The sequence below is a fragment of the Massilia sp. Dwa41.01b genome, assembly GCF_014171775.1.
Taxonomy (GTDB): domain Bacteria; phylum Pseudomonadota; class Gammaproteobacteria; order Burkholderiales; family Burkholderiaceae_D; genus Telluria.
On the sequence record NZ_CP050454.1, the window covers coordinates 1,942,865 to 1,967,386 of the forward strand.

Genomic DNA, 24,522 nt, shown 5'->3' on the forward strand with positions numbered 1-24,522 from the left:
CCGCGCCTGCTCCATCAGGCCATGCGCTTGACGTTCTTCGCACCGGTGACATGGGCAGGTGCATGGCGCAGGCTGCCCAGTTGCAGGGCGTACTGGCGGGCGAACTCGGCGCCGAGGAAGAAGATCTGCGCGGAGTAATACACCCACAGCAGCAGCGCGATCAGCGAGCCGGCGGCGCCGAAGCTGCTGGCGGTGCCACTGTTGCCGATGTAGAGGCCAATCGCGAACTTACCCAGCGTGAACATGGCAGCCGTACCGAGGGCACCGATGGTCACGTCGTGCCAGGACAGCTTGATGCGCGGCAGCAATTTATAGATCGTGCCGAACAGGATCGCGATCACCAGGAAGCTGATGCATGACGAGACCCAGCCCATGATCACGGTGGCTTCCTTCCACATGCCGCCCAGGTAGTTCTCGACGACGGCCAGGGCGGCGCTCACCACCAGCGACACCATCAGGAGGAAGCCGAGCACGAGGATCAGGCCGAAGGAGAGCAGTCGGGTACGCACCGTGTTCCACCAGCTGGCGTTCTTGGGTGGGGGCACGTCCCAGATTTCGTCCAGGCTATCCTTCAGTTCCGCGAACACGGACGTAGCGCCCACGAGCAGCAGGACGGTGGCGATGATCGTTGCCAGGCGCCCGGTTTCCTTGTTCTGCGCGCCGGCCAGCACCGACTGGATTGTTTCGGCGCCCTGGGCACCCACCAGGCCCCGCAGTTCGTTGAGGAGCTGGCCCTGGGCTGCTTCCGCACCATAGAAGAAACCGGCGATCGCGATCACCAGCACCAGGATGGGGGCGAGCGAGAACAGCGTGTAGAAGGCCAGGGCGGCGCCCTTGCTGGCGGCGCGGTGCGCGAGCCATTCCGTGACCGCACATTTCATCACATGGATGACCTGGCGCGAGAATGGAAACCATTTGTTGACAGCCATACCAGCCCTCCAGAAAAGAAAAAGGGGCACTTGGCCCCCTCGTGTACGCCCGCAGGTATGATCCCGGGACGCCCGTGAGATCGGGCCAAGTACCCCGCTGGCCGCACCCGTCGGTGCGGCCCTGCGACCTTCCGCCCGCAGGCGGAGCGGCAATTACTGAACGCGCTTTTCGATCACGATCTGTTCGATCTCGACGCGACGGTTTGGCTCCAGGCACTTGATCAGGTCCGCACGCTTCTTGTTGTTGCAGGTGACGACCGGGTTGGCTTCGCCTTTGCCGTAGGCCTTCAGGCGGCCACCGTCGACGCCCTTGCTGACCAGGTAATCGCGCACCGAGTTGGCGCGGCGCTCCGACAGCTTCTGGTTGTACTTGTCGGTACCCAGGCGGTCGGTGTAGCCGGTGATGTCGACATCGGTGATGCTTGGGTCGGCCTGCAGTGCGGCAGCGACTTCATCCAGGCGTGGTGCCGGCAGGATGACGTCGGCCTTGTTGAACTCGAACAGCTTGCTCGTTTCCAGCGTCACTTTTTCGAAGCGGGCTGGTGGTGGCGGAGCGACCGGTGCTGGCGCTGGTGCCGGTGCGGCTTCAGCCACTGGCGCAGGTGCTGGAGCCGGTGCCGGTGGTGCTGGCGGTGGGCTGAACGCATAGTTCAGGCCGACGGTGACGTATTTGTTATTGCTGCGCGAGAAGCCGAACTGCTCGTCGTCACGCAGGAAGCCGCGCACCGAGCGGAGGTCGGCCTGCAGCGACAGCTGCGGGGTCAGGGAAGCCTGGAAACCGATACCGGCGGTAGCGTACGGCGAGGTCTTGCTCAGGCGGTTGATGCCGCCGTTCGGGTTTTCGACGCGGTCACGCTGGGCGCCGACACCGAACAGCACGAAGGGACGGAAGCGCTCGCGCGACAGCATCAGCAGCGCGTCGACGCCAACGAGGGTCTGGCGGTAGGTTGCTGGAAATTCCTTGGTGCGTGCGTGGGTGACACCGGCCTGGACATCCCAGTACGGGTGCACGGCCTTGCCGACTTTCAGGCCAGCGCCCCAGTCACGGTCGTTCACGCCGAAGTCCGCGTCCGGCTTGAAACCGACGACGCTCGGCTGGACATACCAGGACGGATTGATTTCTTGCGTTGGCATGGATTCTTGAGCCAGCGTGGAGCCAGCTGCGCAGAGCAGGGCGACGGCCAGGGCGATCTTCTTCGTATTGTTCACAGGAAACTCCCATAAGTTGAAAAGGTAGGGTGACATCGCGTGCCTTGACAGTGATGTTGGAGTCAAGAATACGAGTCCGAGTTCCAGAGGGTCGGTGCGCTAGCGCACCTACAGATACTGCTGAGTGACAAAACTACAACATTGGCGACTTTTTAAGTCATGCTTCTATATAGAGGAGGGGAGAAAGACGGCAGACTGGGCTCCAAGCTTTATCCGCAATGGATAAGACGATTTCGTTGTATTTTTGCTACAAGCGCCCAGTTTCGCGCGCACAATTGATTTTTCTTAAAACTTAATTGACGAAATGCTTCGAGGAATTTTGCCAATGTGGGCTGGCGCACAGACCGGCTACCCTGACGCAGGCAATCTTGAGGTCAGTTAAGCGGAACCCGAGGTGTTGTCAGAGTGTCAGACCACACACAGCGACCCGGGCCACCCCAGTCTCTCTCTTTCATTGGAGCATATCAACATGCATGCAACGACTCATCACAACGCGGTGCAAGGCGACATCGGCGCAGTGCACACTTCCAGCAACTCAGCGTTGATCGAACGTGTGCCGCCACAACCGACCGAACGTGCGCCCATCTCGCTGGCGCCGATCGAGCGTGTGCGTTCGACGTCCGCCACCCAGCGTCGGATCGAGAACATGCAAAAGCTGATCAACGAACTGTCGACGCACGAAATGCTGGCCGATGAGATCGCGTGGTTCCTGAAGTTCTCGCCGTCGGGCGCCCGCAAGTATATCCGCGACCTGCGCGAAGCCGGCGTCATCGAACTGGCGCGCTACATCGAAGGCACCGCCACCTACCTCGGCAAGGCCGTCTACCAGATCTGCCCCGACCAGGAACGCGTGAAAGCCTTCCTGGCTGCGATCTGCCAGCCGAAGCGCGAAGGCGTTGCCCCGCGCAAGGAGCGTCCAGGCCTGCGCGAGCAGAGCATGGCCGGCAGCGGTCGCCATTTCCACATCCTGGCCGATGACACCCACTATGCCATCCGCGTGAACCGCAGCCCGGTCACCCGCGATCCGCTCGTCGCCGCCCTGTTCGGCCCGGCCCCAAGCCAGGTGGGCAAAGAGCGCGCCTGACCTTGCTACAGGAGCGTGCCGCGGCAGAGACCCGTAGCACGCTCCGTACCGACGATCGCTGTCGTCACGCACAACGCCGCGCACCGCGCGGCGTTTGCCGTTTACGTCTCCCCATCGCCGTCTCCCCATCTCCCCCCACGCCTTGCCGGTCGCTTCCACGCGCCATCGCGCCGTCGCCGCCCGACCCGCTGCGATCTTCCGGTCGCAGCGCCGCGGTCCTGGTGACTTTGTCTGCCCCTCGCAAGGCAGTCTCCACGCCGCGCAGGGCGCCGCGGGCCGAACATTGAAAACCCGGCAACAGGCCCCACCTCCGCAGGAGCGCGGCGCGGTGCCGTGCCAGACCACTCGAAAAGGACATCCCATGCTGCCAAGTGCCGATACGCTGGAAGGCAAACCCGTGCCTGACGTGACGTTCAAGGCGCGCCCGGACAACCAGTGGCGCGACCTCACGACCGATGAGCTGTTCAAGGGCAAGACGGTCGTCGTGTTCTCGCTGCCGGGCGCCTATACCCCGACCTGTTCCTCCACCCACCTGCCGCGCTACAACGAGCTCGCGCCCGTGTTTCGTGACAACGGCATCGACGCCATCTACTGCGTCTCGGTGAATGACGCCTTCGTCATGAACGAGTGGAAGCAGGGCCAGGATGCCAGGGACATCACCTTCATCCCGGACGGCAACGGCGACTTCGCACGCGAAATGGGCATGCTGGTCGACAAGCGCGACCTCGGTTTCGGCATGCGCTCCTGGCGCTATTCGATGCTCGTGCGCGACGGCATCATCGAGAAAATGTTCATCGAACCGGACAAGGAGGGCGATCCCTTCGAAGTCTCGGACGCCGACACCATGCTTCGCCATATCAATCCAGAGGCGCGCGCGCCGGAACCGATCGTGATCTTCTCGCGCCCGGGCTGCCCGCATTGCGCGCGTGCCAAGGCGGCGCTGGACGGGCGCGATTTGCGCTATACCGATTTTTCGCAGGACCAGAAGATCAACACCAGCGTGCTGCGTGCCGTCAGCGGCAACATGACCTGGCCCCAGGTCTTCATCGGCGGACGCCACATCGGCGGGGCCGACGAGCTCGAGGCTTACCTCGGGCAAGAGGCGGGAAACGCAAAACAGGCGCGCGCGTGAACACCCCGACGGAGAAGACGTGATGGAAGCCCTGATCCTCTCGAGCGTCCTGGCCGCGCTGGCCCTGGCCTGGGCCGTGCCGCGCTGGCGCCTGCGCCGTGCCACGGCGCGGCCGCTGGACGCCGCCGCAATTGCCGTTTTAGAACGCAATGTCGAGCAATACCGGGGCATGGATGCAGGGCAGCGCGCGCGCCTGGAGCGCCTGGTGCGCCGCTTCCTCCACGAAAAAACCTTCGTCGGCTGCGCCGGCCTGGAGATCACCGACGAGATGCGCCTGACCATCGCCGGCCAGGCCTGCCTGCTGCTGCTCGGCAATCGCGGCGACACGGTGTATGCCAGCCTGCATTCGGTACTGGTCTATCCCGGCGCCTTCCCGGGTGCCGCGGCGCCAGGTCGATGCCGCCGGCGTCGTGAGCGAGCAGCGCCAGGACTTGCTGGGCGAGTCCTGGGGCGACGGCCGCGTGATCCTGTCCCGGAACCACGTGCGCCGGCCTGACGCCGACACGGTGCCTTCGCACAATGTCGTGCTGCACGAGTTTGCCCACCAGCTCGACAGCGAATCGGGCAGCACGAATGGCGCGCCTTACCTCGGCAGCGCCGAGCGCTACCGCAGCTGGTCCGAGGTGCTCTCGCGCGACTTCGCGGCCCTGCGCCAGGACGCCTGGTTCGGCCAGCAGGGCGTGCTCGACCATTACGGCGCGACCAGCCCGGCCGAGTTCTTCGCCGTGGCCACCGAGGCCTTTTTCGAGCAGCCCCACCTGCTGGCATCGCGCCACCCGGCCCTGTACGAGGAATTCCTGAAGTACTACCGGGTCGATCCGCGTCACTGGCAGGCGCCGCCCGCACCCGAGCCTGCGCTACCCGAGCTGCATGCCGGCCAGGTTCTGTATGGACAATGGCAATAGGCTGCGTGCGTTTGCGTACAGAATGGCCAGCCCAGCAGGAGCATGCTTGCCGCTATCTAACAATGCAGGAGAAATCCATGTCCATCATCATTGCAGGGCATTTCCAGCTCCAGGATGAAGCCGAAGCCGCGCGCCGCGCGCTGCTCGACGCCGGTTTCAATGCCGAACGCACCAGTACCTTTTACCTGAGCCAGCCAGGGCAGCACGACATGACGCCGATCGGTGGCGACCATATCCAGTCGCCCGGCGCCAAGGAGACGCCAGTCGGCGTGCTGCAGGGCAGCGCCACCGGCGGCGCGGTCGGTGCCGCGGTCGGTGCCGTCACGGCGCCCCTGACCGGGCCGGCCGGTCCCATCGTCGGCGGCCTGGTCGGCGCCCACGTCGGCTCGCTGTTCAGCTTTTCGAAAATGAAGGAAGCAGGCGAGCGCGAGCAGGGCGGGCGGGCACCCACGGAACAGCGCATGGCCGGCATGCTCGTCGCCGTCGCCTTCGACGACGCCGGCCAGGAATCGCAGGCCGTCGACCTGCTGCGCCGCCTGGGAGCGGTTCAGATCGAGCGCGCGCGCGGCAATATCGTCGAGGGCGACTGGGCCGACTTCGATGCTTCCAGCCCGCCGGATATCCTCCACTGAGGATCCACTTAGCATCAACTGAGCATCCACTGAGCATCCACTGAGCATCCGCTGAGTATCCTCGCCGCATGCCCTGCCAACCCGTCCGGTACGGCAGGGCAGTGCTGTCGGGAGCCGACGACACAGCCGACGACGTTTGATCCACCTCAAGATTGCTCTCCTTCTCGTCCCTAGACTTGGCGCTTCCGGCCGCTTGGCCGCAACGACAAAAGGGGAACAACATGAGCAACAGCACGGGCAAGGTGGCATTGGTAACGGGCGGCATGGGTGGACTGGGCACGGCACTGTGCCGCCACCTGCACGACGCCGGCTTCACGGTCGCGCTCACCTACTCGCCGGGCAACACGACCCCCGAGGCCTGGCTGTCGGCACAGCGTGACGAGGCCTACCGTTTCCAGGCCTACCGCCTCGACGTGACCGATTTCGCCGCCTGCGAAGCCACCGTCGCAGGCATGCTGGCAGACCTCGGCCGGATCGACGTGCTGGTCAATAATGCCGGCATCACGCGCGACCGCAGCCTGCGCAAGATGGGCCTGGAGGACTGGAACGCCGTGCTGCGCACCAACCTCGACAGCGTGTTCAACATGACCCGCCAGGTGATCGAGCCGATGACGTCGCAGCGCTGGGGCCGCATCATCAATATCTCGTCCGTGAACGCGAATGCCGGCGCCTTCGGCCAGGCGAACTACGCGGCGGCGAAGGCCGGCATGCACGGCTTCACCAAGGCGCTGGCGCTGGAAACGGCGCGCCATGGCATCACGGTCAACACGGTCTCGCCGGGCTACCTGCGGACCAGAATGGTCGAGGCTGTGCCGCAAGACGTGATGATCAACAAGATCCTGCCGCAGATTCCGGCCGGCCGCCTGGGCGAGCCGGACGAGGTGGCCGCACTGGTGGCGTATCTTGCTTCGGATGCGGCCGCCTTCGTGACCGGCGCCGACTTCGCCATCAACGGCGGCCAGCACATGCGCTAACGCTTCTCCAGGCGCGTCTGGCAGGTAATGCACAGGCGCGCCTCGGGGCGTGCCTGCAGGCGCGAAAATCCGATGTCCTGGCCACATTCCTCGCACAGGCCATAGCTTCCGTCTTCGAACTTTGCCAGCGCATGGCGCAGTACGTGCAGCTGGGCTGCATGGTGTCCGGCCGCTTCCAGTGCAAGGTCGTTCAGCAGGCGCACGGTGGCCTTGTCCGCAGGCGAGGTTTCGATTTCGGAGACGGGCAGGTCGCGTTCGGCGCCGGCCAGTTGCGGCTCGGCGGCGCCCGCGAGGGCATCGAGGCGGGACGCCAGCGTGGCGCGCAAGGCTGCCAGCTGGGCTTGGTCGAGAGCGGCCATGGCGGTCTCGCGCCGGTCAGACGAAGGAGGCGCGTGCATGGCGCCGGGCGGGTTGGCCGAGCGGGGAAAAAGCCGTCCATCGCATCCTCCCACATTCACTGTGTGGAACCAGTGTAGCGCGATGCGCGCGCGATGAACATGGGCGCACGGGACGGGTCGGGAGGGTGTCGCAGCGGTGTCGCGCAAGCGGTGGCCTACGGGCCGACAAGCGTGCCGACAAGCGTGCCGACAAGCGTGCCGACAAGCGTACCGACAAGCGCGTCGGCAAGCTTGACGAATCGGTGCCCGGTCAAAGCGGAAGCGGCGGCACCTTCGTGCCGCCGCTTCGTCCACCGTGGCATACGCTGGCTGGGCTCAGGCCGGCTTGGCAGGCGGGGCTGGTGCGATTCGAGCACCTTGATCTGGGTATGCAGGTTGTCGAGCGCCATGATGACCGGCACCGCCTGCCCGGTGGCGGCGGCCCCCGCCAGGTGCAGCAGGCCCGCCACCAGTCCGGTAACGTCGCCGATCAGCGTGATCTTGCGGATCTTCTCGGCCGCGGCCGTCGTGAGCGCGACCAGCTTCTGCTGCGGCCTGCCGAGCGACTTGACGATGTAGGTGGCGGCGTCGGCATACAGGCCGTTCGCACGCTGGCGCAACAGCAGCTCATCCTCGAGCAGGGTGCGCGCGGCGGTCTGGACACGGTAAGGCACATTGCCTTCCTCATAGGCGCGGATGTCGCGCATGATGCGTTCGTGCAACTGGTCGGCGCAGGCCGAGAGCTGGTCGGCCAGCTCGACGATCTGGGCCACGCTGGCCAGGCCGTTGTCTCCCGCCGGGGCAGGCGCCGCTCCTGTCTTCGCCGCCACCTCGCCATCGCCGGCACCGGCACCGGCACCGGCACCGGCAACCGCGCCCTTGCCTGCGTCGCCGCCCGCCATCGTCTTGTCGTTCATCTGCTCTGCCATCTTGCCTCCGAATGGTTCAATCGCCCGCCAGGCCTTCGCGGATCATGCGCAGGTCGCGCCCGTAGTTGCCGAGCATGCGGCGCACCTCGTCCTGCGACAACTTGTGCATGTTCTCGCGCAGCTTCTGGTGGCCCAGCGCCACCTTGGTCAAGCCCTGCAGCGCCAGGTCGTAGCGCCGGTCGATGAGCTTGTATTCGCTCGACTTGTTCAGGTAGTGCACCTTGGCCAGCGTCACGAGCATGCGGTCGGTGTTGCGGTTCGTGAACGGCAGTTCGACGTCGAAGATCCCGAGCACGGTCTTCTTTTCATTCTCGTTGGTCTTGTAATACAGGCGGGTGAGCGAAATCATCGCTTCGAGCAGGGTCTGGACGTCGGCGTCACCGTCGCGCACCATGGTTTCCACGCTGCGGTTCTGGTAGCCCGAGGCGATCACCCGGGTCAGCAGCCGGGTCAGGCCGGTGTAGGCGGCGATATGGCGCTGCTGCAGGCCCGACTCGGCATTGGCCTTCAGGCCATTGCCGAGGTCGTCGATGCGCGGCGTCAGGTCGTAGCGGTCGTCGCCTGCAAGGAGGCTCAGCGTCTGCATGTAGAGCACCACCGCCTTTTGCACGCTGACGAAGTCCTCGTAGACGGCGCGGCGCTTGGCATCGTTCTCGCGCGCCAGCTTGTCGACGGTCGCCGGCAGGTAGGGCTGCTCGCGCTCGTAGGTGTCGCGGTAGCGGCGCGACAGCTCGGCATAGCCGCCCAGCTTGGCCGAGGCGTCGGCGAACTCGCGCACTTCCTGCAGGCTGACGGGGCCGTTGGCGGTGCCGCAGCCGCCCAGCAGCAGGCTGATGCCGAGAAGGCTGGAAGCAAGGGCAGGGCGAAATGAAGTCATCGGGTCCTCTCGACGGCAATAATGCCGGACGGAAAGGCCCATTCTGGCAAACGCGACCTGCCCAGACTTTGGTTTAGATCAAGTCACAAGGGATGAGTGCGTCGATGCGGCTATCTGCGCACGCCCCGTGCACAGGATGCGGTCGCTGTTCAGCTCTTTTGTCGCGGCGACGCCGCACCCGCCAGTGCCGTGCGCCATGCCAGGCCTTCGAGCGTGCCGGCCTGCGGCGTGTATTCGCAGCCGATCCAGCCGCCGTAGCCGAGCTCGTCCAGCAGGCGGAACAGGTAGGGAAAGTGGATCTCGCCCGTGCCCGGCTCATGGCGGCCCGGCACGTCGGCCAGCTGGATGTGGCGGATCAGGGGCAGCAGGCTGCGGATGCTGTTGCCCAGGTCGCCTTCCATGCGCTGCATGTGATAGATGTCGAACTGCAGGAACAGGTTGTCGACCGCGCATTCTTCGATGATGGCTTGCGCCTGGCGCGACCTGGTGAGGAAATAGCCCGGCATGTCGCGGTCGTTGATCGGCTCGATCAGCAGGTCGATGCCGCGTGGCGCCAGCTCGGCGGCGGCAAACTTCAGGTTGGCGACAAAGGTGGCGTGCGCGCGCTCGGGCGCGACGTTCGGCGGCAGCTTGCCGGCCATGCAATGGAGGCGCTTGACGCCCAGCTCCTCGGCATAGTCGATGGCGAGCTCGACGCTGTCCTGGAATTCCTGCACGCGGCGCGGGTCGCAGGCCATGCCTCGCTCGCCCGCCGCCCAGTCGCCGGCGGGGAAATTGTGCAGTACGAGTTCCAGCTTGTAACGGGCCAGCCGTCCGGCGATCGATTCCGGTTCGCAGGCATAGGGAAACAGGAATTCGACCGCGTCGAAGCCCGCCTCGCGTGCCGCGGCGAAGCGGTCGAGGAGGCTGAGCTCGTTGAACAGCGTGCTCAGGTTGGCGGCGAATTTCGGCATCGGGTGGCTCGAATGTTGTCAGCCCACTATCGTAGCACCTGGGCGGGGAATGCGCCGGGCAGGGCAATCGTGCGCGCGCGTGTTGGCAGGGTGGGCGGCCCCGCCCACCCTACGAAAAGCCAAAAAAAACAGCCCGGCGAACCGGGCTGTTTTTGCTTTTCCTCTCCGCTCAAGCGAAGCGCTTAGCGGTCGCGGCCACCTGCAGGACGCGGGCCGCGGCCGGCGCTGTTGCCGCCACCACCAACCGAACGGCCACCGCCGTTGCCGCCATTCGGACGGCCGCCGTTGCCGGCAGGACGCGAACCGGCTGGCGCCGCGGCGCTGCGTGGCTGGCCCTGGCCGCTACGGCCACCGCCACCGCCACCGCCAGGACGGCCGCCGCGATTGCCGTGGCCAGGCGCGCCGCTGCGCAGCTGGATCGGCTGGGCCTTGGCGTTCATGTCCGGCTCGAAGCCCGGGATCACGTGACGCGGCAGCGTCTGCTTGATCAGCTTTTCGATGTCTTTCAGCATCTGGTGCTCGTCGACGCAGACCAGCGACACCGCTTCGCCGGTGGCGCCGGCACGGCCGGTACGGCCGATCCGGTGCACATAGTCTTCCGGCACGTTCGGCAGGTCATAGTTGACCACGTGCGGCAACTGGTCGATGTCGATACCGCGCGCGGCGATATCGGTGGCAACGAGGACCTGCAGGCTGCCGTCCTTGAACTCGGCCAGCGCCTTGGTACGCGCCGTCTGGCTCTTGTTGCCATGGATCGCCATCGCGCCGATGCCGTCCTTGCCCAGTTGCTCGACGAGTTTGTTGGCGCCGTGCTTGGTGCGGGTAAACACCAGCACCTGGTGCCAGTCGTTTTCCTTGATCAGGTGCGACAGCATCGGGTGCTTCTTGTCGCGGTCGACCGGGTGGATCTTTTGCGAGATCACTTCCACCGTCGAATTGCGGCGCGCCACTTCGATCGAGGCCGGGTTGTTCAGCAGCTTGTCGGCCAGGGCCTTGATGTCGTCCGAGAAGGTGGCCGAGAACAGCAGGTTCTGGCGCTTCGGCGGCAGCAGGGCCAGCACTTTCTTGATGTCGTGGATGAAGCCCATGTCGAGCATGCGGTCGGCTTCGTCCAGGATCAGGATCTCGACCTTCGAGAGGTCGACCGTGCGCTGGCCGGCGTGGTCGAGCAGGCGGCCTGGCGTGGCGACGAGGACGTCGACGCCGTGCTTCAACAGCTTGATCTGCGGGTTGATGCCGACGCCGCCAAAGATCACGGCGGAATTCAGGTTCGTGTACTTGCCGTACAGGCGCACGCTTTCCTCGACCTGGGCGGCCAGTTCGCGGGTAGGCGTCAGCACCAGGGCGCGGATCGCGCGCGGGGCGGTCTTGCTCTTGAGCGCGGCGCCAACCGCGTCGGTCGACAGGCGCTGGAGGATCGGCAGGGTGAAGCCGGCGGTCTTGCCGGTGCCGGTCTGGGCGCCGGCCAGCAGGTCGCCGCCGCCGAGGACGGCGGGAATGGCCTGCGCTTGAATCGGGGTCGGCGTGGTATAGCCCTGTTCAGTGACTGCGCGAACGATGGCGTCGGACAAGCCGAGGGTAGCAAATGACATTAGGTCTCTTCTGGTAAGTTGTTCCGCCGCGGCGCAAGCGGCGCCAGGATCGGAGAGGGTGACGAAGGACACTCCCGGGTCACCGTACAGGCGCGCCGAAAAAGTGCCGGGTCATTATAGTGGGTTTGTTGCGCGGTGGAAATGCTTTGATGAGGATGCCGACGATTGCACTGCGCGAAAATCGTCGGCCGGAGCGCTATTTTACGCGAAAGGAACCATCAGCGGGATCATCTGTGCAAATACCTTCGGGCCGGCGGCGATGATGTCGCCCTTGTTGATGTATTCCGACTCGCCGTTGAACTCGCCAACGATGCCGCCCGCTTCCGTCACCAGCAGCGAACCTGCGGCGATATCCCAGATTTTCAAGCCCTTCTCGAAAAATGCGTCGACGCGGCCGGCAGCCACGTTGGCCAGTTCCAGCGCGGCCGAACCGCTGCTGCGCACGCCGTGGCAGCGCGAGGCGACGACTTCGTACATGCGCAGGTATTCGGCCAGCGCGCGCGGATCCGGGCCGTGGCCGGCGGCGATCAGCGCCTTGCCGATGCGGTCGTGGTTGCGCACGCGGATGCGCTTGTCGTTGAGGTAGGCGCCGGCGCCCTTGCTGGCGGTGAACAGGTCATTGCGCACCGGGTCGTAGACGACGGCCTGCGTGATCACACCGCGCTGCTGCAGCGCGATCGAGATGCAGAAGTTCGGGTAGCCGTGCATGAAATTGGTGGTGCCGTCGATCGGATCGATGATCCAGACGTATTCGCTGTCGTCGTTCAGGTTGCGCGACGGGCCGGACTCTTCGCCGAGGATGGCGTGGTCGGGATAGGCCTTGAGCAGGGTTTCGACGATCGCCTGTTCGGAGGCCTGGTCGATGTCGGTGACGAAATCGTTGTGTTGTTTTTCAGAGACTGTAATACGGTCGAGGTCGAAAGACGCGCGGTTGATGACGGTGGCGGCGCGGCGAGCGGCCTTGATGGCCGTATTGAGCATTGGATGCATATTGTTTTCCCTGAAAAAAACGCTGACGCCCACGGGCGAAGAGCGCGCCGCGGACAGTCGGAGACGAGAGTGAATTAAAGAGCAAAGCGGCGCCGAACCCGTTAAAATCCCGGCCTTCTCTGCCAGAATGTCAACGTTCGTCGCCGCGCGATGGCGCTATTTTAAATGAACCAGCCCGATTCCGACACGTCTCTTTTTACCCGCCTGCCGAATCGGCTCAGATTCGTGCTCGTCGAAACCAGCCGCGCCGGCAACGTCGGCTCGGTCGCGCGTGCCATGAATACAATGGGTTTTTCCGAGCTGGTGCTGGTGGCACCGCGCTGCGCCGACCCGTTGCGCGACCCGGAAGCGATCGCCTTTGCCAGCGGGGCGATTGACGTGCTGGAGGGCGCACGCATCGTCGGCAGCATCGCCGAAGCCCGGAGGGCAGCAATTTCGCCGCCGCCGTCTCGGCGCGCCTGCGCGAATTCTCGCCGCCGGTCTGGACCCCGCGCCAGTTCGCCGGCCACGCGGCGGCCCAGGGCGAACTGCGTCCGGCCCTCATCCTCGGTAACGAGCGCGTCGGCCTGCCAAATGAGATCGTCGAGAAGTGCAATGTCCTGATCAATATTCCGGCGAACCCGGCGTATTCCTCGCTGAATTTGTCGCAGGCGGCCCAGGTGCTGGCCTACGAATGCCGCATGGCGGCCATCGGCGACAGCTTGCCGGAAACCCCCATCGGCTTCCAGGGCGACGCCGCCAGTGTGACGCAAATCGAGGGCATGTACGCCCACCTGGAAGAAGCCCTGGTATCGATCGGCTTTCTCAACGCGGACAATCCGAAAAAGCTCATGCCGCGCCTGAAGCGCCTGTTTTCGCGTACCCAGCTGGAAACGGAAGAAGTCAATATCCTGCGCGGGATTGCCAGGCAAATCCTCAAGCGTTAAGTCTTGGGCTGAGGCTCAGGACCCGAAGGCAATCACTTCGTCGCCCGGCCCCGGCTTGCACTCGGCCCCTAGCGGCTCCCACCCCCGGTGCACCACGATGCGTTCCTTGTCGTGGCATAGCTCGACGCGCTGGGCGTTCGGGGCCTGCTGGCGCACGAAGGCTTCGATCGACGCCGGCACGCTCACCTGCAGGGCAAGCGCATGGATGTCGTCGATCGGATGGTCGTTCACATGCACCAGCGGCACGAACTGGCCGGCGAACATCATCGCATGCGAAGGAACCTTCACGGGACCGGCCTGGTAGCGGCGTTCGCGCAGCCATTCCTGGGCGCGGCTGCGCGCGCATCAAGCCCGCCCGCCAGGCCACCCCAGGCGCTGGCGAGGAGCTCGGCCACCCACTGGTTGCAGTTCTGGTAGCGCGTGCTGAAGGCATGGGCGTTCGCGCTGTACTGGCCGGCCAGCAGCGACAGCGCCAGCGGCTTGTCGAGTGCCGCCGCGGCCACGCTCGCGCCCTCCGCACCGGGCAGGAAGACCAGCGACATGTGGCCGCGCGCCGGCGCTTCCGCCCCGAGCGCGAAGCCGGCGATGCCCTGGTCGAACAGGCGCGGGCGCGATTCGTCGCAGGCGTAATACAGCTGGCGCACGGCCCGGGGCTGGCCGGGTTGTCCTTCAGTGCGATGGCGGCGTGCGAGTACAGCAGGCCGAAGCGGGACAGGTCGAGCCCCGCGCGCGACACCAGCGCCGCCTGCCCGCCAGAACGTTCCAGCTCGCGCCTGACGACGCCGGCAAAGCGCAGCACGCGGTCCTGGTCGGCTGCGGTGATCTCGGCCGAGCGCGCGCAAAGGTGGGAATGCCGGCCCAGGCGCTGCCGCCGGCGAAGAACGCGCAGGCCGCGAGCAAGCCGCGCAGGCTTGTCCCCAAGCGCCGGCGCATGCCCGGCCGTTCACCCATCAGATGGCGACTTTGTGCGAAGCGAGGTCGCGGTACCAGCCATCCTGCAGGGCCAGGAAGAAGGACTGGCGGGTGTCGGCATGGGCGAACTCGTAGCCGTAGTCGCGTTCGTTCACCCGGATGAGCTCGTCCTTGCGCACGGCGCGCTGGGCCAGGGCACGGTCCGGCACGTCGAGCGTGAATGCGCGTGCACCGTTTGCTGCGCGCAAGGTCAGGCGCGTGGTCTCGCGCTTGCCCGGGGCCTGGGCGATGTCGATCACGCGGTACTCGCCGGCGGCCACTTTCTTGTCGTCGCCCGAGCTGTCGCTGGAGGCGCCGATCGAGTCCGAGATGCTGCCCGACGAGGCGGCGCCGGCGCTGGAGGCGGACGAGGCAGCCGAGCTGCCGGCCTGGGCGGGAAGGGCGCAAGCGGCGGCGGCCAGGGCGAGGCACACGGCGCGGAACAGGGAAGAGATGGTCATGGGAGGCTTTCGTAGTCGAGCAAATGGCGCTATGGTACAAGCCCGGCGCCAGCCTGAGAAGGGCAGGCGCAACGGTGCGCGGCGAATCGCGGCCCTTGTGGCCCGATGCAAACATCCTGTGCCCTGGAAGCCCCACCGGCAGACGATGTTTGCACGCCAGCACCTGGGGCCGCATTTTCGACGACATCCTCTATTCCTGGCGGCGGCAACGGGCGTCCTTTGTCGTACACTGGGAAAAACAACAGGGATAACCAGATGGAGACAAAGCGCAGATCCTTTCTCAAGGCGGGCGTACTCGGTGCGCTCGCGCTGGCCGCCGGTGGCGGCATCTACCGCATGGCCAATCCGCCGGCGCCAGGCCGCTTCGTGCTCGACGGCGAGGCGCGCAGCGCGCTGGGGCGATCGTGCCGGCCTTGCTGGCCGGCGCCTTGCCAGCCGCGCCAGCCGAGCGCAAGGCCGCGATCGACACGACGGTCCAGGGCGTGCATACCGCCATTTCGAACCTGCCCCCTGGGCGTGCAAAAGGAAGTGCAGGACCTGTTCGGCCTGCTCGCGCTGGCACCGGCGCGGCGGCTTCTGACAGGTGTCTCGGGCGGGTGGGCGAATGCCGGCGAAGCCGAGGTCACGGCTTTTCTCCGGGACTGGCGCATGCACCGCTTCGCGCTGCTGCGTACGGCCTACGGCGCGCTGCACGACCTCGCGCTCGGCGCCTGGTATGCGCAGCCGGCCCATTGGGAAGCGATCGGCTATCCCGGGCCGATGAAGGAGTTGTCGTGAGTACGGCAGCGCCAACGATGCAAGCCCCCATCCCACGCATCGCTTCGAGAACCACACCATGAGCGACAAGAACATTCCCCTGACACCGGCTGAAAGCATCGTCCCCGACCCGATCCGCGCGGGCCTCGCGCGCGGCTGGAAAGTCGTCGATGCCGCCGCGCTCGATGCCGACCGTACCCTCGAGGCCGACGTCGTCATCGTCGGCAGCGGTGCCGGCGGCGGCGTGACGGCCGAGATCCTGGCAACGAGCGGCCTCTCGGTCATCATCGTCGAGGAAGGCGCGCTGCGCTCCTCGAAAGACTTCAAGATGCGCGAGGCCGATGCCTATCCCGGCCTGTACCAGGAGTCGGCCGCGCGCCAGACCCTGGACAAGGGCATCAAGATCCTGCAGGGCCGCACCGTCGGCGGTTCCACCACCGTCAACTGGACCTCGAGCTTTCGCACGCCCGCGCCGACCCTCGACTTCTGGCGCAGCCATTTTGGTCTCGCCGGTTACGACAGCGAGAGCCTGGCGCCCTGGTTCGCGCGCATGGAAGCGCGCCTGCACATCGGCGACTGGCAGGGCGCGCCGAACGCCAACAACGACCTGCTCAAGCGCGGCGCCGACAAGCTGGGCATCGCCTCCGGCTTCATCCGCCGCAACGTCAACGGCTGCTGGAACCTCGGCTATTGCGGCATGGGCTGCCCGACCAACGCCAAGCAGTCGATGCTGGTGACGACCATCCCCGCCGCGCTCGACCACGGCGCCACGCTCGTCACGCGCGCCCGCGCCGAACGCTTCGCGCTGCGCGGCGACCGTGTCGAGGAACTCGTCTGCACCGCCCTCCAGGCCGACGGCGTCGCGCCCAGCGGCCGCAGCCTGCGCCTGCGCGCGAAGCACTTCGTCGTGGCCGGGGGCGCCATCAATTCGCCGGCACTGCTGCTGCGTTCGAACGCGCCGGACCCGAACAAGCTGTTAGGGAAGCGCACCTTCCTGCACCCGACCCTGATCTCGGCCGCGATCTTCCCCGAGCGCGTGGAAGCCTGGGCCGGCGCGCCGCAGACGGTGTATTCCGACCACTTCCTGCACACGGGGGCCATCGACGGCCCGATCGGCTACAAGCTCGAGGCGCCGCCGCTGCATCCGGTGCTGCTGTCGACCACGCTCAACGGTTTCGGCCGGGGCCACGCGGAATTGATGCGCCAGTTCCCGCACCTGCAAGGCATGCTGGCGCTGCTGCGCGACGGTTTTCATGAAGCGTCGCCCGGCGGCAGCGTCGGTCTGAAGGACGGCGCGGCGGTGCTCGACTATCCGCTCAACGACTTTTTCTCTGGGACGGCGCGCGCCGCGCGCTGCTGACCATGGCCGAGATCCAGTTCGCGGCCGGCGCCAGCGCGGTGCAGCCGGCGCACGAGACGGCGCGCCGCTACACCTCGTGGAACGAGGCGAAACGCGAGATCGCCGCGCTGCCGCAGCAGCTGCACATGACGCGCGTGGCCTCGGCCCACGTGATGGGCGGCTGCACCATGGCCGGCGACGAGCGCCGCGGCGTGGTGGCCCCCGACGGCCGCTACCGGGGCCTTGCCAACCTGTCGGTGCACGACGGCTCGCTGTTCCCGACCTCGATCGGCGCCAATCCGCAGCTGTCGATCTACGGCATCACGGCACGCCTGGCGAGCGGGCTGGCGGCTAGCCTCACCGGCAAACCGGCGCCGACGGTGGCGGCTTGACGTGAAGAGCGCGCGCCGCATCCTGCGCACCGTGCTGCTGGTGCAAGCGGCGGCGGCGCTGGCGATCGCGTGCGCCGCCATGGCCTGGGGCGGCGCCGGCTTCCTGCGCGCGCTGGCGCTGGGCGCAGCTTGCGTGGCGCTGGTGCGCCTGGCCATCAACATGAACAACTTCGTGGTCAGCAGCCTGTACGCCAGCCCGACGCCGCCGGAATACCGCCTGCGCGGCACCGCGCGCCTGCGCCTGCTGTGGGAGGAATTCCGATCGAGCATGCTGCACACGTCCGGCACATGCCGCGCGCGGCTGCCTGCCGGCACGTTTATCCGGACGCGAAAGGAGCACCGGTGCTGCTCGTGCACGGCTATGGCTGCAACGGCGGCTACTGGGCCTACCTGCGCCCGCGCCTGGAACGCGCGCGCATCAGCCATGCGACGGTCGACCTGGAGCCCGTTGCCGCCCCGATCGACAGCTACGTGCCCCTGATCGAGCAGGCGGTGGAGGAACTGCGCGCCGCCACGGGTTCGCAGCAGGTGGCGCTGGTGGCGCACAGCATGGGCGGGCTGGTGGTGCGCGCCTGGATGCGCCGCCACGGCAGCGAGCGGGTAGCGCGCGTGATCACCCTCGGCACCCCGCACCACGGCACCGGCATGGCCAATTTCGGACTCGGCGCCAATGCCGTCCAGATGCGCTGGCGCGGCGGCGGGCCGAGCGCCTGGCTGCGCGCGCTGGCCGCCAGCGAGGACGGCGCACGGCGCGCGCTCGTCACCTCCATCTTCAGCCACCACGACAACATCATCGCGCCGCAGACCTCGAGCCTGCTGCCGGGCGCGCGCAACCTGGCGTTCGGCGGCATCGGCCACGTGGCGCTCGGCTGCAATGCGCGCGTGCTCGACGCTGTCATGGCGGAACTCGGCGCGCTCGCGTTCGCGGCCTGATCCACGATGTGCTAGATTCGGGCCGGACGCAATCCGGAGGCCCCGTGGCACGCATACTCATCATCGACGACGACTTCGCGACCGCCGCGACGGCAGCCGCGCTGCTGCGCGCACGCGGCCACGTCATGATCGGCGCCGAAGGGGAGGCGTCAAGCTGCGACCTGGTGCTGTGCGGCGCGCGCCACCCGCATGCCTTCGCACTGGCAGGGCACAAGGCAGGGACCGTGCTGCTGGCCATGAGCGCGCCCGGCGACGAGGCGCTGCGCGACCGGCTGCTGGCGGCCGGCTACAACGGCTACATCGGCTTGCCGATCGAGGCCGACAGCCTCGTCGACGAGGTCGAGGCCTTCCTGCCGCCGCCGGCGCTGCTGCTGGTCGACGACGACCCCTTCATGCTCGGCGTGCTGGCCGACCAGGTGGAGGGGCAGGGCTGGCGCGTGCTCCGTGCGGCATCAGGCGAGGAGGCGCTGGCGCTGCTCGAGCGCGAGGCGGTGGCGGTCGTGCTGAGCGACCACTGGATGCCCGGCATGCGCGGCGCCGCGCTGCTGGCCGAGGTGCGCAGGCGCCGCCCAAGCGTCTTTCGCATGCTGCTGTCCGGCCAGAGCGCGGACGAGGCGATTGCGCGGGCTCTCGCTTGCGGCGACGCCGAACGCTTCCACCAGAAACCCTGGCAGGGCGCGGCCTTGCTCGATGCGCTGCACGAGGCCTTTCGCCTGCAGCGCGGGCGCGGCCCCGTTTAGAATGCGCGTTCTATCGGGCGCGCCTACAATGGCGTTCGAGCGCATGAGGTCAGGCGCGCAGCATGGGGGCAGAATGAGCAAGAACATCAAGGAACTCGAGCAGGAAGAAGAAGCGCTGGCGCGCGCGGTGCGCAGCTCGGCCCAGCAGATCTGGCAGGCCGGCCTGGGCGCGTTCGCCAAGGCGCAGGCCGAAGGCGGCCGCGAATTCACGCGCCTGGTACGCGACGGCAGCGAGCTGCAGAAGCGCGCTCGCCAGGTCGAGGATGCCACCGACACGGTCGCGCGCAAGGCCGAACGCGCAAGCCGGCGCACCTCAGCCTCGCAGCTGGAGCCGAGGAACGGAACTGGCAGGTGTTCGAGGAACGGGTGGCCACGCGCGCGGCCATCGGCGTGCCGGCGCGGGGCGAAGTCGAAGCGCTGGCGCAGCGGGTCGATGCGCTCGAACGGACGCTGGCCGAGCTGGCGGCCGAACGGCGACAGGTGCCGGCCGTGAAGCCAGCTGCGAAAACAGCCGCAAAGGCCGCGACAAAGGCAGCCGCGAAGCCAGCAGCAAAGTCCGCGGCAAGGCCGGCAGCGAAGAAGGTCGCCGCGGCACGCGCCGCCGGGTCGAAGACCCGGGCATGACGCCGCGCCGGTCCACGGCTGTCGTCGGCACCGGGTTCAGTGATATGCTTGCGGATGACGCCAACAATGCCGCCTTCCATGCTACAGAAAGCCCCGCGCCGCACCCGTGAACGCATCCTCGAGCTCTCGCTCAGGCTGTTCAACGAGTTCGGCGAGCCGAACATCACGACGACCGTCATTGCCGAGGAGATGAACATCTCGCCCGGCAACCTGTACTACCACTTCCGCAACAAGGACGACATCGTCAATTCGATCTTCGTGCAGTTCGAAGCCGAGATCGGGCGCATCCTCACGGTGCCGGCCGGCCGGCGCTCGAACATGGAAGACGTCTGGCTCTACCTGCACCTGATGTTCGAGCTGATCTGGCGCTACCGCTTCTTCTACCGCGACCTCAACGACCTGCTCTCGCGCAACCGCAAGCTCGAACTGCACTTCAAGGCCATCCTGGCGCACAAGATCAAGGTCGCGCGCCAGCTCTGCGAAGACCTGCGCAGCGAGGGTTCGCTGCAGGCGAGCGACCAGCAGATCGGGGCAATGGCCACCAACATGGTGGTCGTGGCGACCTACTGGCTGTCCTACGAATACGTGCGCAATCCGCGCAAGTACAGCGAGCAGCAGGCCATTGCCGACGCGCTCGCGCGCGGCTGCTACCAGGTGCTGTCGATGCTCGGGCCCTACCTGCGCGGCGATACCAGCCTGCTGTTTGAAAAGCTCTCTGAAGAGTACTTGAAAAAGCTGCCTGACGAGGGTCGGGATCCGGGCGCCGCATAGGATCCGCCGGGTTCTCACATCTTTGGAAAGTCCATGAAATCAATCGCTGTCTACTGCGGCGCCTCGAACGGCGCCAGGCCCCTGTATGCCGACGCGGCCCGCCAATTGGCGCGCGCGCTGGTCGACCATAACATCGCTCTCGTCTACGGCGGCGGCAAGGTCGGGCTGATGGGCGTGATCGCCGACGAAGTACTGCGCCTGGGCGGGGAGGCGACCGGGGTGATTCCCCGCGCGCTGGTCGAGCGCGAAGTCGGCCATGCCGGGCTGACGCGCCTGTTCGTGGTGAAGGACATGCACGAGCGCAAGGCCATGATGGCCGAGCTGTCGGAAGGCTTCATCGCCATGCCGGGCGGGATGGGAACGCTGGAAGAGCTGTTCGAGATGATCACCTGGGCCCAGCTGGGCATCCATGCCAAGCCGATTGGCCTCTTCAACGTGGACGGCTTCTACGACGGCCTGATGGCTTTTGTCGCGCACCAGGTGCAGGAAGAATTCGTGCGCCCGGCGCACGCGGCGCTGCTGCACATCGATGCCGATGCCGAGGCCCTCGTGCACAAGCTGCGCGCGCCGTCCGTCGCCGGCTAGCCGGGCCGCGGTATCGCCACGCGGTGCCGGGCAGTCCGTGTTCCGGCACGGCGCCGTTTTCTTGTCAGCGCCGTGCCAGGCAAGGGCATCATGACGCGCGTGTGCAACCAGCCATGCGACCACGATGAAGCCCCTTCTCCTTGCCTGCCTCGGCTTTCACCTGCTGCTCTCCGGCTGCGCCGTCCCGGCGGAGCGGCGGGGCGCCTTCGGCTTCCTGCAGGAAGAAGCTTATCGGCGCACCAGATCCCATGTCGACCCCAGCTCGATCGGGAGCGAGCATGAACGCCTCGTGGTGAAGGACGCCATCACGCCGATCGCGCGTTTTCTGGTGGGGATGGCCTTCGTGAAGCTGCCGCCGGCCATCGAGAGCGGCCTCATGACCGCGCACGGCCGCGCGGTGCTGCGGCGCGCGCCGGCGGACAACGCCTACAACCGCTATTCGGTAACCCATGTCGGCAACTGGCGGGTGTGCGGCGGCGATGCGCTGTCGTTCACGGCGGTCTTCCAGATCTGCTGCGCAAGCATGCGTGGAAAGAAGAATACCGTTTCGTGAAAACCGGGGAAGCTGGCGCTTCGATGGCCACGAGGCGCTCGCCTGCGCGCAAGGCGGATGAAGCCGGGGAAGGGCACGATCGCGCGCTTCCCCGGCGGTCTTACATGGCCTCGGTCGCGGCCCTGGTCGCTGCCGGCGCGGTGCCGGCAGCGTCGATGAGCGCTGCCGCCTCGACGCTGGCGCCGGCGGGCGCCGGGATGCAGGGGCAGCCGACCGGCATGGACACGTGCGCTTCGAGCATGTCGGCGATTTCGCCGGCCGGCACCGGGCGGCTGAACAGGTAGCCCTGCATCTCATCGCACTCGTTCTCGCGCAGGAAGGCGCACTGCTGCTCGGTCTCGACGCCTTCGGCGATCACGCGCAGGTTCAGCTTGTGGCCGAGCGAGATCACCGCCATCGCAATGGCCTGGTCGTCCGCATTGTCGGCCAGTTCGCTGACAAAACTCTTGTCGATCTTCAGGCGGCTGATCGGGAAGGTCTTCAGCGACGACAGGCTCGAGTAACCGGTGCCGAAGTCGTCGATCGACAGCGACACGCCCATCGCCTTCAGTTCGCGCATGCGTTCGACCGACTTGGGCATGTCGCGCATGATCAGGCTTTCCGTCACTTCCAGTTCCAGCAGGGCGGGCGCCAGGCGGCTGTCGTCGAGCGCCGCGGCGACCCGTTCGACCAGGCGCGCTTCCTCGAACTGGCGCGGCGAGACGTTCACCGAGACGGTGAGCGGCGGCAGGCCGGCATCGATCCATTCCTGGGCCTGGCGGCAGGCTTCGCGCACCACCCAGTCGCCGATCTCGACGATCAGGCCGCTTTCCTCGGCCAGGCCGATGAAGCGCTGCGGCGGCACCATGCCGTGTTCCGGGTGCTGCCAGCGAATCAGGGCCTCGACGCCGAAGATGCGGCCGCTCTTGAGGTCCACCTTCGGCTGGTACAGCAGGCGGAATTCGCTGCGCCCAAGCCGGCTGTCGAGCGTGCCCGCGACCGCGTTGCGCAAGCCGTCGAGCATCACCAGCTTCTCTTCCACGCTGGCGTTCATTTCGCGTGCGTAGAACTGGAAGTTGTTGCTGCCCAGGTCCTTGGCGCGGTACATCGCGGCGTCGGCGTTCATCAGGAGCGCGCTGGCGTCGAAGCCGTCGCGCGGGTACATCACCACGCCCATGCTGCAGCTGACCTGCACCGACTGCCCCGACACCTGGATCGGTTCGGTGACGGCCACGCGGATCTTCTCCAGCAGCGGCGCCAGCACCATCGGATCGATGCCCTGGTCGGGCAGCAGGATCACGAATTCGTCGCCGCCGAAGCGCGCCAGCGTGTCGTTGCGGCGCAGGCAGGCGCCCATGCGCTTGCTGACCACCTTCAGCAGTTCGTCGCCCGCCTTGTGCCCCAGGCCGTCGTTGACGAGCTTGAAGCCGTCGAGGTCGACGAAGGCGATCGCCACGCCGGTACCCTGGCGCTCGGCGGTGCGGATCGCCTGGTCGATGCGGTCGTGCATCAGGTTACGGTTCGGCAGTCCCGTCAGTTCGTCGTGGTGGGCCATGTGGAAGATGCGTTCCTCCACCAGCTTGCGCTCGGTGATGTCGCGCACGATCGCCACCACGCCGTCCTCGACGGCGACGACCTGGCGGTGCAGCCAGCGTCCGTGCGCATGGCGGTGTTCGGCCAGCCATTCGCCTTCGCGCGGCTCGCCGTCGAGGGCCACCGACACCATATCGTCGAAGATGCCGTTGCTGCGGTAATACGGGAGCAGGTCGCACAGGCGCATGCCGCGCAGTTCGTCGCGGCTCACGCCGAACATCTCCTCGGCGCGGCTGTTGGTGTCCTCGACTTCGAAGTCGTGGATCACGCCACCGGGACCGCGCAGGGCGCGCAGCACGCAAAAGGCGTCGAGGCTGCCTTCGGATGCGGCGGCATAGGTTTCGCGGGCGCGGCGGGCACGGCGGCGGACGCGTGCCAGCTGCCACGACCATACCGACACCACGCCGACCACCAGGCCGAGCAGGGCGGTGGCGGCGGTGGCGGCCATCATCCAGGCACGGCGCGCTTTCTCGAAGGACGCCATCTGCTCGTCGCGGCCGAGGCCAATGACGATCGCCAGCGGGAAGCCGTGGAGGCGCTGCACCGTGGTGTAGCGCGCCACGCCGTCCGGTGCGCCGGAGTGCAGGGTGATGGTGCCGCCGGCGGCGTTGCCCAGTTCGATGCGCTGGCCCCAGGTGACGTTCTCGCCGATGCGCATCGCGCGCATCAGGCCATCGGTGCCGGCCAGGCCGAGCAGGCCCTGCTCGCCGTCGCGCGAAGGCTCGTAGGCGCTGGTGAAGTAGGCCGGATCGGCCTCGACGATGGCGATGCCGTCGAACTTGCCGTCGGCGTCGTTGATGCGGCGCGAAAAGTGCAGGTGCGGCTCGCGCTTGGCGGCGTCGCCCACGGTCGCGCCGACGAACACTTCGCCGTCGTCGTTATCGCGGTGGTAGAGGAAATAGGGGGCGCTCGAGACGTCGAGCGGCGCGGATTCGGGATTGCTGGCGACGACGCGGCCGCCGCGGTCCGACACCGCCACCACGAACACCAGTCCCGGCGGCAGCAGGCCCTGCTCGCGCAGCGCCGGCAAGGCGCCTTGCGCGCCCTTGAGTTCGACGGCGTACTTGAGCACCTTGAGGGTCTGGTCGATGCCGTTCAGGCTGCGCGCCATCTGGGCTTCATAGGTGTCGAGGCGTTCGCGGGTGGCCGTCTGCGCCGCGTTGATGGCGCCAGCGCGTTCGGACTCGATGAAGCGCAGCGTCAGCACCCACATCGCCAGCACCAGCAGCAGGGCGAACAGCGGCAGCGAGATGTGCGTCTCCAGGCCGCGGCCGAGCCAGCGGGACAACTGGGTACGGCGCGCCGTGCGGCGCGCCGGGATGGTGGATCGCTTCAT

General features: G+C 66.9%; 26 protein-coding genes and 3 pseudogenes. 16 read left to right on the plus strand and 13 right to left on the minus strand.

All coding sequences use genetic code 11. The features are described from left to right. Window positions 1-14 precede the first annotated feature (14 nt). On the minus strand, window positions 15-929 hold the full coding sequence (locus tag G4G28_RS08820) for a YihY/virulence factor BrkB family protein (protein WP_182987984.1): 915 nt from the start codon (window positions 927-929) through the stop codon (window positions 15-17). A 153-nt stretch (window positions 930-1,082) separates the two neighbouring features. Next, on the minus strand, window positions 1,083-2,138 hold the full coding sequence (locus G4G28_RS08825) for an OmpA family protein (RefSeq protein ID WP_182987985.1): 1,056 nt from the start codon (window positions 2,136-2,138) through the stop codon (window positions 1,083-1,085). 469 nt (window positions 2,139-2,607) lie between these two features. On the opposite strand from G4G28_RS08825, the gene G4G28_RS08830 reads away from it, so the two are divergent. From G4G28_RS08830 to phbB, 6 genes are all read left to right on the plus strand, one after another. Next, a complete protein-coding gene (locus G4G28_RS08830; RefSeq protein ID WP_182987986.1) occupies window positions 2,608-3,222 on the plus strand; it encodes a winged helix-turn-helix domain-containing protein in 615 nt (204 codons plus the stop codon). Window positions 3,223-3,583: 361 nt separating this feature from the next. Continuing rightward, window positions 3,584-4,354, plus strand: a complete 771-nt coding sequence (locus G4G28_RS08835; RefSeq protein WP_182987987.1) for a glutathione peroxidase — start codon at window positions 3,584-3,586, stop codon at window positions 4,352-4,354. A 22-nt stretch (window positions 4,355-4,376) separates the two neighbouring features. Next, complete coding sequence (locus tag G4G28_RS28100; RefSeq protein ID WP_308602448.1) at window positions 4,377-4,850, plus strand: zinc-dependent peptidase; 474 nt, start codon at window positions 4,377-4,379, stop codon at window positions 4,848-4,850. Beyond that, window positions 4,765-5,259, plus strand: a complete 495-nt coding sequence (locus tag G4G28_RS28105; RefSeq protein WP_308602025.1) for a M90 family metallopeptidase — start codon at window positions 4,765-4,767, stop codon at window positions 5,257-5,259. The genes G4G28_RS28100 and G4G28_RS28105 overlap by 86 nt, the downstream gene beginning before the upstream one ends. Before the next feature lie 77 nt (window positions 5,260-5,336). Next, entirely contained in the window at window positions 5,337-5,891 is a 555-nt protein-coding gene (locus tag G4G28_RS08845; RefSeq protein WP_183108253.1) for a hypothetical protein, read from the plus strand. Window positions 5,892-6,112: 221 nt separating this feature from the next. Continuing rightward, window positions 6,113-6,865, plus strand: coding sequence for an acetoacetyl-CoA reductase (gene phbB / locus G4G28_RS08850; protein WP_182987988.1), 753 nt, complete (start codon window positions 6,113-6,115; stop codon window positions 6,863-6,865). On the opposite strand, the gene G4G28_RS08855 is transcribed toward phbB, so the two are convergent. The 6 genes from G4G28_RS08855 to G4G28_RS08880 all read right to left on the minus strand — a co-directional run bounded on the left by G4G28_RS08855 (window position 6,862) and on the right by G4G28_RS08880 (window position 12,574). Then, a complete protein-coding gene (locus G4G28_RS08855; RefSeq protein ID WP_182987989.1) occupies window positions 6,862-7,224 on the minus strand; it encodes a TraR/DksA family transcriptional regulator in 363 nt (120 codons plus the stop codon). The genes phbB and G4G28_RS08855 overlap by 4 nt on opposite strands. 194 nt (window positions 7,225-7,418) lie before the next feature. Beyond that, on the minus strand, window positions 7,419-8,171 hold the full coding sequence (locus G4G28_RS08860) for a hypothetical protein (RefSeq protein ID WP_183108254.1): 753 nt from the start codon (window positions 8,169-8,171) through the stop codon (window positions 7,419-7,421). 16 nt (window positions 8,172-8,187) lie between these two features. Beyond that, on the minus strand, window positions 8,188-9,048 hold the full coding sequence (locus tag G4G28_RS08865; protein ID WP_182987990.1) for a hypothetical protein: 861 nt from the start codon (window positions 9,046-9,048) through the stop codon (window positions 8,188-8,190). 149 nt (window positions 9,049-9,197) lie between these two features. Next, window positions 9,198-10,001 carry a 2-oxo-tetronate isomerase gene (otnI, locus tag G4G28_RS08870; protein WP_182987991.1) on the minus strand — a complete coding sequence of 268 codons (804 nt, stop codon included), beginning with the start codon at window positions 9,999-10,001 and terminating at the stop codon, window positions 9,198-9,200. 182 nt (window positions 10,002-10,183) lie between these two features. Then, window positions 10,184-11,593: a DEAD/DEAH box helicase gene (locus G4G28_RS08875; protein ID WP_182987992.1), complete on the minus strand. Its 1,410-nt coding sequence runs from the start codon at window positions 11,591-11,593 to the stop codon at window positions 10,184-10,186. 201 nt (window positions 11,594-11,794) lie between these two features. Beyond that, on the minus strand, window positions 11,795-12,574 hold the full coding sequence (locus G4G28_RS08880) for an inositol monophosphatase family protein (protein WP_182991772.1): 780 nt from the start codon (window positions 12,572-12,574) through the stop codon (window positions 11,795-11,797). Between the two features lie 174 nt (window positions 12,575-12,748). Between G4G28_RS08880 and G4G28_RS08885 the strand changes: the two are divergent. Beyond that, window positions 12,749-13,509: pseudogene (locus tag G4G28_RS08885) on the plus strand (RNA methyltransferase). Window positions 13,510-13,524: 15 nt separating this feature from the next. On the opposite strand, the gene G4G28_RS28110 reads toward G4G28_RS08885, so the two are convergent. From G4G28_RS28110 to G4G28_RS08895, 4 genes and pseudogenes are all read right to left on the minus strand, one after another. Continuing rightward, window positions 13,525-13,797, minus strand: coding sequence for a hypothetical protein (locus G4G28_RS28110; RefSeq protein ID WP_308602029.1), 273 nt, complete (start codon window positions 13,795-13,797; stop codon window positions 13,525-13,527). After that, window positions 13,794-14,153: a DUF2145 domain-containing protein gene (locus tag G4G28_RS28115; protein WP_308602031.1), complete on the minus strand. Its 360-nt coding sequence runs from the start codon at window positions 14,151-14,153 to the stop codon at window positions 13,794-13,796. Before G4G28_RS28115 ends, G4G28_RS28110 begins: the two co-directional genes overlap by 4 nt. A 65-nt stretch (window positions 14,154-14,218) precedes the next feature. Then, window positions 14,219-14,308: pseudogene (locus G4G28_RS28120) on the minus strand (DUF2145 domain-containing protein); the annotation flags it as partial. A gap of 151 nt (window positions 14,309-14,459) precedes the next feature. Continuing rightward, window positions 14,460-14,921 carry a hypothetical protein gene (locus G4G28_RS08895; protein WP_183108255.1) on the minus strand — a complete coding sequence of 154 codons (462 nt, stop codon included), beginning with the start codon at window positions 14,919-14,921 and terminating at the stop codon, window positions 14,460-14,462. Window positions 14,922-15,176: 255 nt separating this feature from the next. On the opposite strand from G4G28_RS08895, the gene G4G28_RS08900 reads away from it, so the two are divergent. From G4G28_RS08900 to G4G28_RS08935, 9 genes and pseudogenes are all read left to right on the plus strand, one after another. Then, window positions 15,177-15,698 carry a hypothetical protein gene (locus G4G28_RS08900; protein ID WP_183108256.1) on the plus strand — a complete coding sequence of 174 codons (522 nt, stop codon included), beginning with the start codon at window positions 15,177-15,179 and terminating at the stop codon, window positions 15,696-15,698. 58 nt (window positions 15,699-15,756) lie between these two features. Next, a pseudogene (locus G4G28_RS08905) lies at window positions 15,757-17,408 on the plus strand (GMC family oxidoreductase N-terminal domain-containing protein). Window position 17,409: 1 nt separating this feature from the next. Then, window positions 17,410-17,889 carry a hypothetical protein gene (locus G4G28_RS25620; protein WP_229424927.1) on the plus strand — a complete coding sequence of 160 codons (480 nt, stop codon included), beginning with the start codon at window positions 17,410-17,412 and terminating at the stop codon, window positions 17,887-17,889. After that, window positions 17,799-18,341 carry an alpha/beta fold hydrolase gene (locus G4G28_RS25625; protein ID WP_229425598.1) on the plus strand — a complete coding sequence of 181 codons (543 nt, stop codon included), beginning with the start codon at window positions 17,799-17,801 and terminating at the stop codon, window positions 18,339-18,341. The genes G4G28_RS25620 and G4G28_RS25625 overlap by 91 nt, the downstream gene beginning before the upstream one ends. A gap of 44 nt (window positions 18,342-18,385) precedes the next feature. Then, entirely contained in the window at window positions 18,386-19,081 is a 696-nt protein-coding gene (locus G4G28_RS08915) for a response regulator (RefSeq protein WP_229424928.1), read from the plus strand. 73 nt (window positions 19,082-19,154) lie between these two features. After that, window positions 19,155-19,574 carry a phasin family protein gene (locus G4G28_RS08920; RefSeq protein WP_183108257.1) on the plus strand — a complete coding sequence of 140 codons (420 nt, stop codon included), beginning with the start codon at window positions 19,155-19,157 and terminating at the stop codon, window positions 19,572-19,574. Window positions 19,575-19,783: 209 nt separating this feature from the next. Next, on the plus strand, window positions 19,784-20,476 hold the full coding sequence (locus G4G28_RS08925; protein ID WP_182987996.1) for a TetR/AcrR family transcriptional regulator: 693 nt from the start codon (window positions 19,784-19,786) through the stop codon (window positions 20,474-20,476). Between the two features lie 33 nt (window positions 20,477-20,509). After that, on the plus strand, window positions 20,510-21,061 hold the full coding sequence (locus G4G28_RS08930; RefSeq protein ID WP_182987997.1) for a TIGR00730 family Rossman fold protein: 552 nt from the start codon (window positions 20,510-20,512) through the stop codon (window positions 21,059-21,061). A 124-nt stretch (window positions 21,062-21,185) separates the two neighbouring features. Further along, the gene (locus tag G4G28_RS08935; protein WP_183108258.1) at window positions 21,186-21,614 is read left to right on the plus strand and encodes a hypothetical protein; all 429 of its coding nucleotides are present in this window, start codon (window positions 21,186-21,188) and stop codon (window positions 21,612-21,614) included. Between the two features lie 100 nt (window positions 21,615-21,714). Here G4G28_RS08935 and G4G28_RS08940 read toward each other — a convergent pair whose 3' ends face one another. Further along, complete coding sequence (locus G4G28_RS08940; RefSeq protein ID WP_183108259.1) at window positions 21,715-24,522, minus strand: EAL domain-containing protein; 2,808 nt, start codon at window positions 24,520-24,522, stop codon at window positions 21,715-21,717.